Raw genomic sequence first — 17,133 nt, forward strand, 5'->3', positions numbered from 1 at the left:
AAAGTTCAATAAAATTATAATTCTATTTTTTGACGACCAACAAACGAATGCGATAAGGTGGTACCATCTACCATTTCGAGTTCACCACCAACTGGAACACCATGAGCTATTCTTGTTGTTGTTACATTAAACTCTGCACACATTTGCGCAATATAATTAGCTGTTGCATCACCTTCGACGGTGGGATTAGTGGCTAAAATAACTTCGCTAATCGACTCTGAAGATAGCTTTTTTTTCAATAAATCAAGACCTATATCACTAGGTCCAATACCATCTAAAGGTGATAAATGCCCTAATAATACAAAATAGCGACCACTATACTGCCCAGTTTGTTCAATGGCTACTATATCTGCTGGAGTTTCAACCACACAAAGCTGCTCACTACTTTGACGACGAGCATTTGCACAAATAGTACAGATTTCTTGTTCGGTAAAAGTTCGGCATTCCTTGCAATGGCCGATATTTATCATTGCTTCATGTAGCTCATGAGCTAATTTAATGCCACCTTGTCGATTTCGTTGTAATAAATGAAAGGCCATTCGTTGCGCCGATTTTGGACCAACGCCAGGTAAACAACGCAATGCTTCCATAAATGATTCTAATAATGGGCTTATTTGCATGAATTATTTGGTTTCCACATATTTGAGTTTTAAGATAATAATACCTTTTTTAAAAAATCTATCAAACAAGAATTATTCTATTGTTTAATTAACCAACGATAAAGTCAAAAAGATTGCAGAAAATAAGTAGGTAGGATGTTACATAACGTACAATCTATGTTATAAAAGCACATATTCAAATATATAACATTATTATGTATAATTTTTTAGACTATCTTTTGTTCTTGCTACGATGATAACTTTTTGGTTCTTCACCTTTAAAAAGGCGCATAATGTTATTATTATGGCGAACAATAATCAAACACGAAAGCATTGCAACTGGTAAACTAAGCTCAGGTTTGAATAACCAAACATAAAATGGCGCCATAAGAAAACCAATAATTGCAGCTACCGAAGAATATACTGTAATTAGTAAAGTAAATAACCAAGTTAAAATAAAGCAAGCTGTAAAATCAAACCCAATTGGAGCCATCATACCTAACGCAGTTGCAACTCCTTTTCCTCCACGAAAATGAAAAAAACAGGGGAAAATATGTCCTAAACAAGCAAAAATACCAATAATACCTAAAAAGAAAGGTGTAATACCAATCCGATATGAAATATAAACAGGAATTGTACCTTTTAACATATCAAAGATTAAAACAAAAATGGCTGGTAATTTACCATTGAGTCGTAAAATGTTGGTTGCTCCAGGATTGTGAGATCCATGTTCTGAAGGATTAGGTAAATGCATGATGCGACTAATGATCATTGCACCAGAAAGCGAGCCAAAAATATAGGCGACTATGATCATCAATACAATTAGCAATGTCAAAATACCCCCCTTTCATCAACCAAACCATGCTGATAATTGCACTTAAGAATCTTACCAAACTCGTTATAAATTCAGTTTCTGTCTATTTTCAGTACTTATCTAACTATAATGTAAATTAAAGTATATAAAAAGACTGGGCGTTGCTCCTCGCCCGTTCTTTATATGCTAATTAATAATAATCCTAGACTACTTTTTGTTTTTCCAACAACGGTTTTAAATATTTTCCAGTGAAGGAGTGTTTAGATTTTGCAACCTCTTCTGGCGTCCCTTCGGCAATAATTTCTCCACCACCATTACCACCTTCTGGCCCTAAGTCCACAATCCAGTCTGCTGTTTTAACTACATCCAAATTATGTTCGATAACAACGATAGTATTGCCTTTATCTCGCAAAGAATGTAATTGCGTTAATAATTGTTTCACATCAGCAAAATGTAGCCCTGTTGTTGGTTCATCTAAGATATACAAAGTACGACCAGTATCTCGCTTAGATAATTCTTTTGCGAGTTTTACTCGTTGCGCTTCACCACCCGATAATGTTGTTGCTGACTGTCCAATGGTAATATAAGAAAGCCCAACATCAATCAATGTTTGCAGTTTGCGTGCTATCATTGGCACGGCATCGAAAAACTCGCGACCTTCTTCAACTGTCATATTTAAAATTTTGTTAATAGACTTTCCTTTATATTTGATCTCTAAGGTCTCACGGTTATAGCGAGCGCCATGACACTGATCACAAGGAACATAAATATCAGGCAAAAAGTGCATTTCAACTTTGATTAAGCCATCACCTTGACAAGCTTCACAGCGTCCACCCTTAACATTAAAACTAAAGCGCCCTGGATTATAGCCTCGAGCTCGAGATTCTGGTACACCAGCATAAAGTTCACGGATAGAAGTAAAAAATCCAGTATAAGTTGCTGGATTAGAACGTGGCGTACGTCCAATTGGGCTTTGGTCAATCGCAATTACTTTATCAAAATGGTTAAGTCCTTTGATTGATTTATAGGGTGCTATTTCTGTTTTTTCTGCACCATTGAGTTCGTTTTGGGCAAGGGGATATAAGGTATCATTAATTAAGGTTGATTTTCCCGAGCCCGATACACCAGTGATACATGTAAATAAGCCAACTGGAATATTTAATGTCACATCTTTAAGATTATTGCCGGTTGCACCAATAAGAGATAACATTTTTTTCTTATCGACTTTGGTGCGAATAGTTGGTATTTCAATTTTTTCTTTACCGGATAAATATTTTCCTGTTAAAGATGTTTTACATGCCATTATTTGTTTGGGTGTTCCCTGAGCAACAACTTCACCACCATGAACCCCTGCCCCAGGACCAATATCAATCACATAATCAGCAGCCATAATAGCTTCTTCATCATGTTCAACGACTATAACAGTATTACCTAAGTCACGTAAATGCGTTAAAGTGTCAATCAGACGAGTATTATCTCGCTGATGCAATCCAATAGAAGGTTCATCCAGCACATACATCACGCCAACAAGACCTGCACCAATTTGGCTTGCTAATCGAATACGTTGTGCTTCACCACCTGATAATGTTTCAGCGGATCTTGAAAGCGTTAAATAGTTAAGTCCAACGTTAATCAAAAATTGTAAACGATCGTTGATCTCTTTCAAGATTTTTTCTGCAATTTGAGCTCGTTGCCCAGTCAATGTCAATTTATCAAAAAAATCCTTGGCTTGTTGCGTACTTAAATCACTAATTGTTGGTAAATTTGTATCATTAATAAACACATTTCTTGCTGCCGTACATAACCTAGAACCACCACAACAAGGACAAGGTCGATGGCTAATATATTTTGCTAGCTCTTCACGGATAGTTTGTGATTCAGTTTCTTTATACCGACGAGCTAAATTATTAATAATCCCTTCAAATGGATGTTTACGCTTAACCACATCACCACGATCGTTTGAATAAACAAACTGAATTTCGGTATTACCTGAACCATTTAATAAAATGTCTTTTATCTTTTCAGGTAATTTTTCATACGGTTTATCAATGTCAAACTTATAATGATCTGCTAATGATTTTAGCATCTGGAAATAGTAAAAATTGCGACGATCCCAACCTTTAATCGCACCCGCAGCTAATGAAACTTCTGGCATCTGAACAATACGTTTTTGATCAAAATATTGTTGCACACCCAAACCATCACACTCAGGGCACGCACCAGCAGGATTATTGAACGAGAATAATCTCGGTTCTAATTCAGAAATACTGTAACCACAAATAGGACAAGCAAAATTAGCCGAAAACAAATATTCTTCAGCTTGTGGATCATCCAAATTGGCGACTTTAACAATACCATTAGTGATCGAAAGAACCGTTTCAATCGACTCCGCTAAACGAAGTTTTAAGTCGTCACGAATACGAAAACGATCAACAACAATTTCAATGGTATGTTTTTTTTGCAATTCAAGAATTGGCGGATCAGAAAGATCATATACATCACCATCCACTCGTACCCGAATATAACCACTAGCAGCAAGTTGCTCGAACAGTTTAACAAACTCCCCTTTACGCTCAGTAACCACAGGGGCAAGTAGCATATAACGATTATCAGACGGTAACGCCATGATGCTATCGACCATCTGCGATATCGTTTGTGCAGCTAACGGTAAATGATGATTTGGACAACGAGGTTCTCCAATTCGAGCAAAAAGCAAACGTAAGTAATCATAAATTTCAGTGATAGTCCCTACTGTCGAACGAGGGTTATGCGAAGTTGATTTTTGCTCAATCGAAATTGCAGGTGATAATCCTTCAATATGATCTACATCAGGTTTTTCCATCAATGATAAAAACTGACGAGCATACGCCGACAACGATTCAACATAGCGTCGTTGCCCTTCGGCATATAAAGTATCAAATGCTAACGAAGATTTACCTGATCCAGAAAGACCTGTAATAACAACTAATTTATCTCTTGGAATGGTTACATTAATGTTTTTTAGATTGTGCGTTCTCGCACCACGAATATCGATATCTTTGATTGACATAGATCTCTTCTTTTTTGTGTTTTTAAACAAAATGGATAGAAAATTAACTGTATATTATACCAGTAACATTTGATTAAATATACAACTATATAGCTGAATATACTACTTGGCTAATTTTATACTAAAACACAGTATTACCGGAAACTTTTTGACAAAAAATAAACTAAAAATATTTATTTTTACAGCAAAAAAAACGGTCATTAATGACCGTATTCGTTTATTTAATTTAGTATATCAATTTTGGGGTCGCATCAACAGGAATAATTGCGCCACAATATTGTATAACCGTGCCAGCCACCAAGTGCCCCTGTAATGCTGACTGAGAAGGGCTCCTTCCACTTAAACGAGCCCCAAGATAACCAGCACTGAATGAATCACCAGCGGCCGTAGTATCAATCACTTTATCTTTAGCAATTTTATTAGCAGGAACTTCAAAACGACCATCAGCAGAATCAATAATACAGCTATCATTGCCACGTTTAATAACAATTTCAGTTACACCAAATTGTTTTGTACGCTCAATAACTTGCTCATAAGGTAGCTTACCCCATAATAAATCTTCGTCATCTAATGTTAAAAATGCAATATCTGTAAAGCTAAGAATATCAGCATAAACACTACGAGCCAAATCAAGACTACTCCATAAACGTGGACGAAAATTATTATCAAAAATAACTTTACCACCATTGGCTTTAACACGTTTTAAAAGATCTAATAACTTAAGGATACTTTCAGCATCTAAAATAGCAATACTAATACCGCTCAAATATACATAATCATAATGTTCAATTTGCTGAATTATTCTATCTGTTTCAGTTGTTTTCAACCAAAATTTAGCAGCAGCATCATTACGCCAATAATAAAAAGACCGTTCACCATGTTCATCAGTAACAATAGAATAAAGCCCCGGCATTTTATCAGACATTCTTTGTATTAAATCTGTTTGAATGTTTTCTGTTTGCCAACAATCTAACATTTCTTGACTGAAAGGATCGGCACCAAGTCCGGTTACATAATGTATTGAAAAATCATTAAATTTTAGTAAACGAGACAAATAAACCGATGTATTAAGCGTATCACCACCAAAACCACGCGTAGTCGAATCCTGTTTCATAGACAATTCAATCATACATTCGCCAATAACAGCTATTTTTGTAGTCATAATATACCTATCATCCTTAATCTTTTTATAAATAATCTAACGCTATTTTTACCACAACTTTGCGAACTGTTTCGATCTTATTATCAACTGCACAAAGCGGTTTATGCACTTCATTAGGTAAAAACACGATAAAATCATTTGGGTGTAATATCAACAAGGTTTCTTCTTTTGGTGTTTCAATAAAGGCAATATCATTTTCTACTAATTTATTATCTAACACTTTGGTATACGGCGGTAACGTACTTACTGCCATACCCTCTTTCCCAACTAAAACAATCTGAACGTCAATATATTTTTCATGATATTCCGGATTAACGTCATGAATATGTCGCGATGTACTATCAGATACCATAAAAAACATATTATCACCATCAATATCGTAACGCCCCACAGGCGTGTTATTATTGACATTATCTTTAATATATTCAATTGATTGCTTAATTTTTTCGGGTAAATAAGGAATTAACCCTAAATGATTAATATTACCTAAAATCATACCAAATAATCCTTAAAAATATTGATGAAAATTAATACAAATAACCAAATTAGTTGTAACTAACTTATACTATGATAAAGTTAATTAAATTGATAAAGAGTATATACATAAGTCACTTATTTTTGTAGATTATTTGTTAATAAGTTTTTTATAATTTTCTATCTTGTACTTTTTAAGGAAAATATCTGGTTGATGGTGGATTGAACTAAATTATCAATGTTTTATATTTTGGTTTTTGTTACTTAATTATGTAAAAATAATTCAGGAGTCTATACCGTAATTAAAAAACGCACTAGATGAGGTTTAAAGGCTCAAAGCTTTTAAAATTATTTCAAACTATTAGAGGAAAACAAAATTACAATTAAAATGTAAGAAATGCAAATTTTTTATGTAAACATATCATTGTTAACACATAATTCCTATATAAAATTACACTGATTGAATTTCGTTCATTATCGCCATTTATTGTTTCATCACACTAAATGCTGGCTACTGCCATCGTGACGTTATCATATTAAAACGCAATTATAGAGTGCGTTTGAGTTTGATAAAACAATGATAAAAATATAAGGAACGAAAATAAAATTAGAATAAAGGTTACAAACACTCATACAAAAACATACTAGGAAATAATGAATTATGCCAAAATAAAAAACGCTATAAATACTCCATAGCCCAGTACACAACTCACATATCAAAAAATCGGCCAACTCCAAGGACATCATCAGAATAACAAAATAATCCCCCTTCTCTTGCACAAAACAGGGAGGCGTTTTTCTATATCTAATATTCCCCCTCTTTTATTTATTTAAGCAACATATACTAATTTTTAGTGTAAATCTTGCAAAAATTTATAATATACCTTTATTCGTTTAATCAACGCAATTTTTCTGATATAATACCCGTTCAACTGTATCAACAATGGCTTGAGTTTGGGAATCAATTTCGATATTAACTTTATCTCCGACTTTTTTAGCGTCTAACGTGGTAATAGCTAACGTTTCAGGGATTAAATGAATAGCAAAACGATCTTCTTTTACCTGCCCAATTGTTAGGCTCGCGCCATCAATACCTATAAAGCCTTTATATAATACATATTTCATAAATTCTTTCGGCAATTGTAACGTCATTTCACAATTTGTGGCAGTTTTTTGAATATCAATAATAGTTGCAGTGCAAGATATATGCCCAGACATCACATGACCACCAATTTCGTCACCATATTTAGCACTACGCTCAATATTTACAAAATCATCGATTTTTTTATCGCCCAATGTCGTTAATGCAAGAGTTTCTTCCATAATATCAAACGATACGATATCTTTATCAAACCCCGTTACTGTTAAACAACATCCATCATTGGCGATCGACGCTCCTATTTCAATTTTATTGGTTAATTGATGTGGTAATTTAACTTTATATGTTCTTAATTTATTTTGATCAACAATATCAATAATTTGACCAACACCTTGAACAATGCCTGTAAACATAGAGATACCTCAAATTTTCTTAATATTGAATATTCTATCTCAATCTGATTAGGAATTCCTATTTCTATTTTCTACTGGTATGATCTTTTATATACTTCTCGATCACTTATTATCTATAGCGATAACAAATTCATATTTCAAATGTATAGTCAAGGATATATCATTATGTTGAAACTGATTTTAGCCATTTCAGTCGGTTCAGTAGCGGGAGGATTAATGCGTTGGTTCTTATCACTTAAACTCAATGTTATTGCTTTTACTATTCCACTAGGTACATTGCTATCTAATTTAGTTGCTGGCTATATTATTGGCTTTGCTATTGCCATTTTTAATCACTCTAACCTTTCTGCTGAATGGAGGTTATTGGTAATCACAGGTTTTTGTGGTGGTTTATCAACCTTTTCAACCTTTTCTGCCGAGGTCGTTAACTTTTTGCAAGAAGGTCGAATATCTTGGGGTTTAGCAACTATATTGATTCATGTGATTGGCTCAGTTTTAATGACATATTCGGGTATTTTATCGTATCAATATTTGCGATCTTAAAATAACTCAATTAATAAATTACATAAAAAATAATCATAAATAGAGTTTACAACCCCAAAACACTGTATTAATATACACTGTATGTAAACACAGTGCAGGGTTATTATGCTTATTGAATATTCAACACAACAACTTATGGCTATTAATTTTGAGTCTCCTTTTCAACAAGTATTACAACAACAACGCCCTTTATTAAAATCACTTAATAAAGCTAAAAAATGGCAATTATGGCTTTCTGACCGACCGATGTTAAAACGTTCATGGGTTAATACCGCTGGTTTAGATAAAAACAAGGTGATTCATCTGACAAATTTAAATAACGAAAACTTAATATCAACTATTGAAAAAGCTCTACAATGCAAAACCTGTAGCTATGTGGTTGCTTGTATCAATAATCTTAATGATCAAGACAAAGCACGCTTACAAAAAGCCGTATCATTAAGTGATACTTGTTTACTTTTAGTACACGATGAGCAAAGTGAACAATCTATCCAATATCATTAAAAACAAACATATTATTTAAATAAAAGCATATTTTTTAATTTTAGAAAGCAAATCTAAAATGTTTAATAAACCAATATTCCGCTATAAAAAATTAAGTTAATCATGTGATGTATAAAAAAATCAGGGCTGAGCATTTAACAATGTTCAGCTTTTTTTTGATAGTTATTAATAATAGCAATTGTCGTAGTTTTTTTTCGATCAACCTTTCCAATCGCCGTCATGAATGATTGTTCTATAATACCATCGTATCACCTGCGCAGATACTGTAGAATACTACCGGATAATATCAATTTTACCAAACAGGCATGAAAACAGACACATTTCCTAATTCTTTATTTATTTTATTAAAATTGATATAAAATTTAATTAGGTAAATTTCAATAACCTATTTGATTATATAAAACATTTCAAATAATAACTGTTATGTTTTAACTAACTGATCATTGATAATTTTTTAGTTCGCTAACTAAAAAATCGATTAAACATCGAGTTCGGAGCGGTAATAATTTACGGCTTGGATAAACGGCATAAATATTCAAATCCTCGACTTTATAATTCAACAAAACACGAACTAAACGGCCTATTTTAATATCTTTACCAATAATAAAATCAGGTTGCAACGAAATACCACCTCCTTGTAACATAATTTGGCGGCAAGTATCGCCATTATTACAATAGATATTCGCTTTTAAATTCACCGAGTAATGGGCATTGTCTTTATAAAAATGCCATTGCTCTTTTTTAGCCCACTGACTATACATCACAATTTTATGATTCAACAAATCATCAGGATCATTCGGCATGCCATATTTAGCAATATAATCAGGCGACGCGGCGGCTATGATTTGCGTAGTTGCCAACTTACGGCTAATCAGCGACGAACTTTCTAGCCGACCAATTCGAACAGCAAGATCGTAGCCCTCCTCAAGCAGATCAACCACACGATCTGACAACGTAATATCTAGCTCAATTTTAGGGTATTTATTGATAAATTTTTGCCATAAAGGCGCCAAATGCAAAATACCAAAACTAACAGGCACATTAACCCGAAGAATACCTTGTGGACTTGCATGATCTAAAGTGAGGCTATTTTCTGCTTCTGTAGTAGCATTAATAATGGCTTTAGCTTGCAAATAAAAAATTTGCCCCTCATGGGTAATGACCATTTTGCGAGTTGTACGTTGTAACAACCGAACTTGCAAGCGATTTTCTAATGCTTGAATATAACGTGACACTGCCTGCTTAGACATATTTAACTTAACTGACGCATCAACAAAACTATTACAATCAACTACCGCCACAAAAACCATCATTTCTAGTAATTTATTAGATCTATCCATCTGCCTTTCACCAACACCAAACAATTGTCCCACTTATTTTGACAATAAATCACATAATAGCTTATTTATCTACAAAATAATAACCATTATCATAAACAAATGGTGCTAACCAATCACAATAATTAACTTACAGGAAAAATAAAATGAAACAATATCAAACAGATCTAGCTTCACTCATGTTACGAATTGCCTTGGGTGTCATGTTCTTGGCGCACGGTTTTACTAAACTACTCGTCTTTACTCCCTCTGGTACTGCGCAATATTTTCAATCACTTGGCTTTCCTTGGTTCATTGGTTATTTAGCCATTATGTTTGAAATTGGCGGCGGTTTGTTATTGCTTTTAGGTATTTTAACCCGCATTGTTAGTTTATTGGCAGTGATTCAAATGATTGTTATTACATTTATTCACTCAGTGAATGGTTGGTCATTTAGTAACGCAGGTGGCGGTTGGGAATATCCTGCCTTTATGGCGCTAACAGCACTCAGTTTAGCATTGCTAGGAAGTGGTCGCTTTAGTGTATTAGCTAAATATTTGGCGTATTAGAGGGGGAGATATTATTTTTTTTTTTGACAAAACAGTTGAATAAAAAACTCAATAAAATAAATACTTTTTCTGACTGATCTTTACTTAGGGTTGAGTGGGTTAGAAGAGTAAAAGGCTCGGTTTGTGATCGAGCCAATTTAGATTGTTTATAATTATGTTATCGCTTTTTTGGCATCCATTATCCATAATCATTTAATTACAATGCTATAATTTATAAAATAGCCAGTTTGGTTTGAACAAACATTTCACAACTTACAACCGATGCAAAATTTGTTAAGGCAGACATAAAGTTGTTATGTACCACTTGGGATGGAATCGTTTTACCATCAAATTCGAGATCACAAGTTGTACAAGCATCGTGGATTAATATCGGTTGATAACCTAGTTCGGATGCGTGACGTGTTGTTGAGTCAACACACATATGGCTCATCATTCCACAAATAACCATCTGCTGGATCTGTTCTTGTTGTAATTTTTTTTGTAGCTCAGTTTGATAAAAACTATTAGGGAATGTTTTTTTGACAAGATACTCATGCAAGTTACCAAGCGGTAACAAACTTGGATGAATTTCAGCGCCTAAACTTCCGTTAGCAAAAAAATCCGCATGAGGATCAGACTTTATATGCTGAATATAAAAGATCGGTAATTGTTGTGCTCTAAAGTGTTTTTGTAGTTTTAAGGTATTTTGTAAAGTTAATTCTGTATTGTTTAAAGTAAATTTACCCGTTGGGAAATAGTCATTTTGTACGTCGATAATTATTAACCCTTGTTTCATTGTTTTGTCCTTAAATTATGTTTGAGTTGATAATTATGCGATAATTACGCTATCTGTTACATAATGAATTGAAAGTATTATTACTTACCTACTTTCAAAATGAAAAAGATAAACAAGTATGGATAAAAAAGATCGCGCTATTTTAGATGAACTTAAAAAAAATAGTCGTCAATCATGGAAAGAAATTGGCGAAAAAGTATATTTGTCAGGACAGGCTGTTGGACAGCGAGTTCAAGAATTGTATGATAATCATATTATTGAAAAATTTACTATTAAAGAAAAAACAAATCAGCTTCAGTTTATAACTATTTATATGAATTCAAATCAATTCACCTCGTTCGAAAACATGGTCATGTCGTTTAAAGAAATCATCGAATTTTATAAAATCACAGGCGATGGGTGTTATTTTATAAAAAGTGAATTTACAGACCAAAACTTACCACATTTTTTAGACAAACTTGAGCTCTATTGCCGTTATAAAGTTAGTCATCAGTCAAAAGTGATTAAATAACGCTATTTTAAAAATTTACACCTAAACTTGTTGACTCTTTTTTGTATAAAGATTTTTTACATAAAAAACAAAAAAAAGTTGCGAGCATATAAATTCTGTTATATTTTGTTCAGTAGCTTTAATTATCAACTCAGTTAAAGGTTTTTTATTTTTATGAATTGTTTTTGCGTTTTTATTACTAATGCTATTAGTACACATCATCATCACCATCATTCCTGAATAGTCTTCGGGCAATTGGTGCAGGAAGACTTTGGTCTTCCAGTGATGTCGCAAAAGCAAGCAGAAACCCTCGGAAGATCAAACTTCCGAGGGTTTTTTGTTTGTAGTTTATAAATTTTTAGATAACTTTGGAGAAAGATATGTTGGATAATTCGCGTTTACGCATTGCTATGCAAAAGTCAGGTCGATTAAGTGACGAATCAAAAAAGTTACTTGCCCAATGTGGTATTAAAATTAATCTTCAAGAACAGCGTTTGATTGCTTTTGCTGAAAATATGCCCATTGATATCTTGCGTGTTCGTGACGACGATATCCCCGGATTGGTTATTGATGGCGTTGTCGATATTGGGATTGTCGGCGAAAATGTTTTAGAAGAGGAAGTATTAGATAGGCAGGCCGAAGGCGAAGATCCACAATTTAAAAAATTGCGCAGTTTAGATTTTGGTGGCTGTCGGTTGTCGATCGCAGCACCTCGTGATTTTGAGTATACAGGACCAGAATGTTTAAATGATTTGCGTATTGCCACCACTTACCCTCACCTGCTCCGCCGTTATCTTGCTCAATATAATGTTACTTTTAAAACATGTTTGCTTAATGGTTCGGTCGAGGTTGCCCCCCGTGCTGGGCTTGCCGATGTAATTTGTGATTTGGTTTCGAGTGGTGCAACGCTTGAGGCCAATGGACTAAAAGAGATCGAAGTTATCTATAAATCAAAAGCCTGCTTAATTCAACGTCAAGGCGAAATGTCACCAATAAAACAGGCGTTAATCGATAAAATCATGACACGCATTCAAGGCGTTATTCAAGCTCGTGAATCCAAATATATTATGCTCCACGCCCCTACTGAGGTGTTAGATGATATTGTTGCGCTATTGCCGGGTGCCGAAAATCCAACCATTTTACCGTTAACAGGCGAGCAAAATCGTGTTGCGCTACATATGGTGAGTAGTGAATCTCTTTTTTGGGAAACCATGGAAAAATTAAAAACATTAGGCGCAAGTTCAATTCTTGTATTACCAATTGAAAAAATGATGGAGTAATAAGATGAAACTTTCTTATTGGCAACAATGTACTGACGTTCAACGAAAGAAACTACTGACTCGCCCTGCAATTAATGCTTCAGATTCGATTAGCAAGGCAGTAGCCGATATTTTGGCACAAGTAAAACAGCACGGCGATGAGGCTTTAAAGGTTTTAAGTCGCAAATTTGATAAAGTCCAAATTGAGCAAATAAAGCTTACAAAAGAAGACATAAAAGCCGCCGCAAATCGTGTTAATCCTGAATTAAAACAAGCCATGCAATTAGCGGTTGCCAACATTGAAAAATTCCACCAAGCGCAAGCCTATCAACCTATTACGGTTGAAACAATGGCAGGCGTAAAATGTCAGTTAGTTACTCGTCCTATTGATTCGGTTGGGCTTTATATTCCAGGCGGTTCTGCCCCTTTATTGTCTACGGTGTTAATGCTTGCAACACCAGCTAAAATTGCGGGTTGTCGTCAAGTTATTTTATGTTCACCACCGCCCATTGCTGACGAAATTTTATATGCGGCACAATTATGTGGTGTTAGCGAGGTTTATCAATTAGGCGGTGCACAAGCCATTGGCGCAATGGCACTAGGTACCGAATCGGTTCCTAAAGTTGATAAGATCTTTGGTCCAGGCAATGCCTATGTTACCGAGGCTAAACGACAAGTTAGCCAGCGACTTGATGGCGCTGCAATTGATATGCCAGCAGGTCCGTCTGAAGTGCTCGTGATTGCGGATAGTTCAGCAAATCCTGCTTTTATTGCTGCCGATCTTTTGTCGCAAGCTGAACATGGTCCTGATTCACAAGTTATTTTGTTAACACCTGATGAAAAAATAGCACAAGCAGTATCGATTGAAGTCGATAAGCAACTTACGCAACTATCGCGCCAAAATATCGCTAAAAAAGCATTACAAGAAAGTCGCCTTATTGTAACTAAAGATTTGGATGAATGTGTTGCTATTAGCAATCGCTATGGTCCAGAACACTTAATTATTCAAACTGCGAATGCGGATGAATTAGTTGAGCAAATTACTAGTGCTGGCTCGATCTTCTTGGGTGATTGGTCACCGGAGTCAGCAGGTGATTATGCATCAGGAACCAATCATGTATTACCAACTTATGGTTATACAGCCACATATTCTAGTCTTGGGCTTGCTGATTTTCAAAAACGTATGACGGTGCAAAAATTAACACCAGAAGGATTAAAAGCAATAGGTAATGCCGTTGAGCTTATGGCAGAGGCTGAACAACTAACCGCTCATAAACAAGCAGTTAGTCTTCGTCTATCGGTATTAAATTCAACAAATCAAAAATAGGTGGCTAAAATGGATATCAATAAATTAGTTCGAAAAAATGTTCAGCAATTAACACCTTATCAATCTGCTCGGCGAATTGGTGGTCAAGGCGATGTGTGGCTAAATGCCAACGAGTACCCCGTTGCTCCACATTTTGAATTGACCGATCAAACCTTAAACCGTTATCCAGAACCACAACCAGAAAAGGTTATCTGTCGCTATGCACAATATGCAGGGGTTAAAACTGAACAAGTGATTGTTAGCCGAGGAGCTGATGAGGCCATTGAGCTTTTAATGCGTGCATTTTGTGAGCCTCAGCACGATAGTATTTTATATTGCCCACCAACTTATGGCATGTACCAAGTGAGTGCTGAGACATTAGGTATTAAAACTAAAACCGTGCCAACCACTTCTGATTGGCAGCTTGATCTTGAGGGTATAAAACAAAATATTGATACTGTAAAACTAATTTATGTCTGTTCACCAAATAATCCGACCGGTAATTTAATCGATTCTGATGATATCAAAGCTTTACTTGATATTGCTAAAAATCGTGCTTTGGTCATTATTGACGAGGCTTATATTGAGTTTTCGCCTGAATCTAGTGTCGTTAGTTGGCTTAATGACTATCCTCACTTGGTGATTTTACGAACATTATCCAAAGCCTTTGCTTTGGCTGGATTACGTTGCGGTTTCACCATTGCTAATAAACCTGTGATCGAAGCCTTACAGAAGGTTATTGCACCATACCCTCTAGCAACCCCCGTTGCTGATATTGCAGCTCAAGCATTGAGTAAAGATGGTGTGAATACCATGAAGCTACATGTGGTAAATTTAAATAATCAAAAGGAAAAATTTGCCAATTTACTTCGACAATTGCCAATTGTCGAAAAAGTTTATCCAAGTTATTCCAACTATTTGTGTGTTAAATTTCAACATGATAAAGATGTATTTAATATTTTATGGCGCCAAGGTATTATTTTACGAGATCAAAGTAGATCTATTGGGCAACAAAATATTATTCGTATTACCATTGGAACCCAAGCCGAGTGCGAGGCAGTCATTTCTGCGCTCAAAACAATTAAATAGGAGCAAAAATGTTACAAAAGTACTTATTTATCGATCGAGATGGCACACTAATTACTGAACCTCCGGTTGATTTTCAGGTTGATCAGTTTGAAAAATTGGTTTTTGAACCTAATGTGATCCCAGCCCTACTCAAGCTACAAACTGCGGGATACCATTTAGTGATGGTCACTAATCAAGATGGGCTCGGGACTAGTAGCTATCCACAGGCTGATTTTGATGGTCCACACAATTTGATGATGCAGATTTTTAAATCGCAAGGTGTTAATTTTGAGGATGTATTAATTTGCCCACACTTTCCAGAAGATAATTGTGAGTGTCGTAAGCCTAAAATCCAATTAGTTTTGCCATATCTTACTAGTGGTAAATTAGATAAACAAAACAGCTATGTTATTGGTGACAGGGTCACAGATATTCAATTGGCTGAAAATATGCAAATTAAAGGATTACGCTATCATCCTGAAAATTTAAATTGGAGCGAAATCGCCCAACGATTAACCACTAAAGATCGTTATGCAAAAGTTGAACGCAATACCAAAGAAACTAAAATACTTGTTGAAGTGTGGCTTGATCGCCAAGGTGGCAGTCAAATTAATACTGGAATTGGTTTTTTTGATCATATGCTCGATCAAATTGCGACTCATGGTGGAATTAAACTCAATATCCAAGTTGATGGTGATTTACATATTGATGATCATCATACCATAGAAGATACTGGACTAGCTTTAGGAGAGGCACTAAAAATAGCACTCGGTGATAAACGTGGTATTACCCGTTATGCCTCTGTTATCCCTATGGACGAGTGTTTGGCCAGATGTGCAATAGATATTTCAGGACGCCCTTATCTAAAATTTAAAGCAGAGTTTACTCACCCTAAAGTTGGCGATATGAGCACGCAAATGGTAGAACATTTCTTTTACTCAATAAGTTATGCTATGGCTATTACATTGCATATTGAAACAGAAGGCGATAATGATCATCATAAAGTAGAAAGTTTATTTAAATCTTTTGCTAGAACATTAAAACAAGCCATCAAAATTGAAAGTGACCGATTACCAAGCTCAAAAGGAGTGCTATAAATGAAGATTGTCATCCTCGATACTGGCTGTGCTAATCTATCTTCGGTCAAATATGCCGTGCAACAATTAGGTTATGATCCAATAATTAGCCTTGACCCTGATATCGTGCTCAGCTCAGATAAGTTGTTTTTACCTGGAGTAGGATCCGCAAGTTCAGCAATGGAAAAATTAAAAGAGCGTCATTTAATTGAACTTATCAAAGTCTGTACTCAACCTGTATTAGGGATCTGCCTTGGTATGCAACTTCTAGCCGATTATAGTACCGAAGGACATGTTAACACATTGGGAATTATTCACGAAAAAGTTAGAGAAATTCCTGATTGTGGTTTACCTTTACCACATATGGGGTGGAATCAGGTTTCACCTAAAGCCGGTCATCATCTATTTCGAGATATTCCTGATGATGCTTATTTTTACTTTGTACATGGATACGCGATGCCATTATGCTCAGCAACAATAGCAGAAACCAATTACGGCGAAAGCTTTACCGCAGCCGTACAAAAAGAAAACTTTTACGGCGTGCAATTTCATCCCGAGCGTTCTGGCTTAGCCGGTGCAAAATTGCTAAAAAACTTTTTGGAGATGTAACTATGACA

The 17,133-nt window shown here is 35.1% G+C and carries 17 protein-coding genes and 1 other annotated feature; of the genes, 9 read left to right on the plus strand and 8 right to left on the minus strand.

The window, feature by feature from the left end; all coding sequences use genetic code 11:
- Positions 1-14: 14 nt before the first annotated feature.
- From recR to ACGH49_RS06710, 6 genes are all read right to left on the minus strand, one after another.
- A complete protein-coding gene (recR, locus tag ACGH49_RS06685; protein WP_411588730.1) occupies positions 15-620 on the minus strand; it encodes a recombination mediator RecR in 606 nt (201 codons plus the stop codon).
- Between the two features lie 211 nt (positions 621-831).
- Positions 832-1,434: a glycerol-3-phosphate 1-O-acyltransferase PlsY gene (gene plsY, locus ACGH49_RS06690; protein WP_411588731.1), complete on the minus strand. Its 603-nt coding sequence runs from the start codon at positions 1,432-1,434 to the stop codon at positions 832-834.
- A 181-nt stretch (positions 1,435-1,615) separates the two neighbouring features.
- Positions 1,616-4,456 carry an excinuclease ABC subunit UvrA gene (gene uvrA, locus ACGH49_RS06695; RefSeq protein ID WP_411588791.1) on the minus strand — a complete coding sequence of 947 codons (2,841 nt, stop codon included), beginning with the start codon at positions 4,454-4,456 and terminating at the stop codon, positions 1,616-1,618.
- A gap of 232 nt (positions 4,457-4,688) precedes the next feature.
- A complete protein-coding gene (locus ACGH49_RS06700) occupies positions 4,689-5,624 on the minus strand; it encodes a sugar kinase (RefSeq protein WP_411588732.1) in 936 nt (311 codons plus the stop codon).
- Positions 5,625-5,649: 25 nt separating this feature from the next.
- Entirely contained in the window at positions 5,650-6,120 is a 471-nt protein-coding gene (locus ACGH49_RS06705) for a YhcH/YjgK/YiaL family protein (RefSeq protein ID WP_065607208.1), read from the minus strand.
- 872 nt (positions 6,121-6,992) lie between these two features.
- Positions 6,993-7,610 (minus strand): riboflavin synthase, encoded by a 618-nt coding sequence (locus ACGH49_RS06710; RefSeq protein WP_065607210.1) that lies wholly within the window; start codon positions 7,608-7,610, stop codon positions 6,993-6,995.
- Between the two features lie 165 nt (positions 7,611-7,775).
- On the opposite strand from ACGH49_RS06710, the gene crcB reads away from it, so the two are divergent.
- Together crcB and ACGH49_RS06720 are read left to right on the plus strand one after the other, a co-directional pair.
- Entirely contained in the window at positions 7,776-8,153 is a 378-nt protein-coding gene (gene crcB / locus ACGH49_RS06715) for a fluoride efflux transporter CrcB (protein WP_411588733.1), read from the plus strand.
- A gap of 105 nt (positions 8,154-8,258) precedes the next feature.
- The gene (locus ACGH49_RS06720; protein ID WP_411588734.1) at positions 8,259-8,657 is read left to right on the plus strand and encodes a cell division inhibitor SulA; all 399 of its coding nucleotides are present in this window, start codon (positions 8,259-8,261) and stop codon (positions 8,655-8,657) included.
- Between the two features lie 440 nt (positions 8,658-9,097).
- Here the strand turns inward: ACGH49_RS06720 and ACGH49_RS06725 are convergent, their stop codons facing one another.
- On the minus strand, positions 9,098-9,997 hold the full coding sequence (locus tag ACGH49_RS06725) for a LysR family transcriptional regulator (protein WP_065560092.1): 900 nt from the start codon (positions 9,995-9,997) through the stop codon (positions 9,098-9,100).
- A gap of 143 nt (positions 9,998-10,140) precedes the next feature.
- Between ACGH49_RS06725 and ACGH49_RS06730 the strand changes: the two genes are divergently transcribed.
- Positions 10,141-10,542, plus strand: coding sequence for a DoxX family protein (locus ACGH49_RS06730; protein WP_034913068.1), 402 nt, complete (start codon positions 10,141-10,143; stop codon positions 10,540-10,542).
- Positions 10,543-10,753: 211 nt separating this feature from the next.
- Here the strand turns inward: ACGH49_RS06730 and ACGH49_RS06735 are convergent, their stop codons facing one another.
- Complete coding sequence (locus ACGH49_RS06735) at positions 10,754-11,317, minus strand: cysteine hydrolase family protein (RefSeq protein ID WP_034913065.1); 564 nt, start codon at positions 11,315-11,317, stop codon at positions 10,754-10,756.
- A gap of 118 nt (positions 11,318-11,435) precedes the next feature.
- Here ACGH49_RS06735 and ACGH49_RS06740 point away from each other — a divergent pair, with 118 nt between their 5' ends.
- The 6 genes from ACGH49_RS06740 (at position 11,436) to hisH (ending at position 17,125) form a co-directional block, all read left to right on the plus strand.
- Positions 11,436-11,828 (plus strand): AsnC family transcriptional regulator, encoded by a 393-nt coding sequence (locus tag ACGH49_RS06740; protein ID WP_065590964.1) that lies wholly within the window; start codon positions 11,436-11,438, stop codon positions 11,826-11,828.
- Between the two features lie 200 nt (positions 11,829-12,028).
- Positions 12,029-12,148: a sequence feature (His leader region), on the plus strand.
- A gap of 39 nt (positions 12,149-12,187) precedes the next feature.
- Positions 12,188-13,087 (plus strand): ATP phosphoribosyltransferase, encoded by a 900-nt coding sequence (gene hisG / locus ACGH49_RS06745; RefSeq protein WP_085164043.1) that lies wholly within the window; start codon positions 12,188-12,190, stop codon positions 13,085-13,087.
- Positions 13,088-13,091: 4 nt separating this feature from the next.
- Positions 13,092-14,393 (plus strand): histidinol dehydrogenase, encoded by a 1,302-nt coding sequence (gene hisD, locus ACGH49_RS06750; protein ID WP_411588735.1) that lies wholly within the window; start codon positions 13,092-13,094, stop codon positions 14,391-14,393.
- 9 nt (positions 14,394-14,402) lie between these two features.
- Positions 14,403-15,461 (plus strand): histidinol-phosphate transaminase, encoded by a 1,059-nt coding sequence (gene hisC / locus ACGH49_RS06755; protein ID WP_411588736.1) that lies wholly within the window; start codon positions 14,403-14,405, stop codon positions 15,459-15,461.
- An 8-nt stretch (positions 15,462-15,469) separates the two neighbouring features.
- Positions 15,470-16,537: a bifunctional histidinol-phosphatase/imidazoleglycerol-phosphate dehydratase HisB gene (gene hisB / locus ACGH49_RS06760; RefSeq protein ID WP_411588737.1), complete on the plus strand. Its 1,068-nt coding sequence runs from the start codon at positions 15,470-15,472 to the stop codon at positions 16,535-16,537.
- Complete coding sequence (gene hisH, locus ACGH49_RS06765) at positions 16,538-17,125, plus strand: imidazole glycerol phosphate synthase subunit HisH (RefSeq protein ID WP_411588738.1); 588 nt, start codon at positions 16,538-16,540, stop codon at positions 17,123-17,125. It begins immediately after the preceding gene.
- Positions 17,126-17,133: the final 8 nt, after the last annotated feature.

Source organism: Gilliamella sp. BG7, assembly GCF_046635565.1.
GTDB classification, from domain to species: domain Bacteria; phylum Pseudomonadota; class Gammaproteobacteria; order Enterobacterales; family Orbaceae; genus Gilliamella; species Gilliamella apicola_P.

What these genes read in the sequence shown, in the direction of transcription:
- hisD (WP_411588735.1), top strand. Translation starts at nt 13,092, where the DNA reads ATGAAACTTTCTTATTGGCAACAATGTACTGACGTTCAACGAAAGAAA.
- crcB (WP_411588733.1), top strand. Translation starts at nt 7,776, where the DNA reads ATGTTGAAACTGATTTTAGCCATTTCAGTCGGTTCAGTAGCGGGAGGA.
- hisH (WP_411588738.1), top strand. Translation starts at nt 16,538, where the DNA reads ATGAAGATTGTCATCCTCGATACTGGCTGTGCTAATCTATCTTCGGTC.
- hisC (WP_411588736.1), top strand. Translation starts at nt 14,403, where the DNA reads ATGGATATCAATAAATTAGTTCGAAAAAATGTTCAGCAATTAACACCT.
- ACGH49_RS06730 (WP_034913068.1), top strand. Translation starts at nt 10,141, where the DNA reads ATGAAACAATATCAAACAGATCTAGCTTCACTCATGTTACGAATTGCC.
- ACGH49_RS06710 (WP_065607210.1), bottom strand. Translation starts at nt 7,610, where the DNA reads ATGTTTACAGGCATTGTTCAAGGTGTTGGTCAAATTATTGATATTGTT.
- recR (WP_411588730.1), bottom strand. Translation starts at nt 620, where the DNA reads ATGCAAATAAGCCCATTATTAGAATCATTTATGGAAGCATTGCGTTGT.
- ACGH49_RS06735 (WP_034913065.1), bottom strand. Translation starts at nt 11,317, where the DNA reads ATGAAACAAGGGTTAATAATTATCGACGTACAAAATGACTATTTCCCA.
- ACGH49_RS06740 (WP_065590964.1), top strand. Translation starts at nt 11,436, where the DNA reads ATGGATAAAAAAGATCGCGCTATTTTAGATGAACTTAAAAAAAATAGT.
- hisB (WP_411588737.1), top strand. Translation starts at nt 15,470, where the DNA reads ATGTTACAAAAGTACTTATTTATCGATCGAGATGGCACACTAATTACT.
- ACGH49_RS06725 (WP_065560092.1), bottom strand. Translation starts at nt 9,997, where the DNA reads ATGGATAGATCTAATAAATTACTAGAAATGATGGTTTTTGTGGCGGTA.
- ACGH49_RS06705 (WP_065607208.1), bottom strand. Translation starts at nt 6,120, where the DNA reads ATGATTTTAGGTAATATTAATCATTTAGGGTTAATTCCTTATTTACCC.
- ACGH49_RS06700 (WP_411588732.1), bottom strand. Translation starts at nt 5,624, where the DNA reads ATGACTACAAAAATAGCTGTTATTGGCGAATGTATGATTGAATTGTCT.
- ACGH49_RS06720 (WP_411588734.1), top strand. Translation starts at nt 8,259, where the DNA reads ATGCTTATTGAATATTCAACACAACAACTTATGGCTATTAATTTTGAG.
- hisG (WP_085164043.1), top strand. Translation starts at nt 12,188, where the DNA reads ATGTTGGATAATTCGCGTTTACGCATTGCTATGCAAAAGTCAGGTCGA.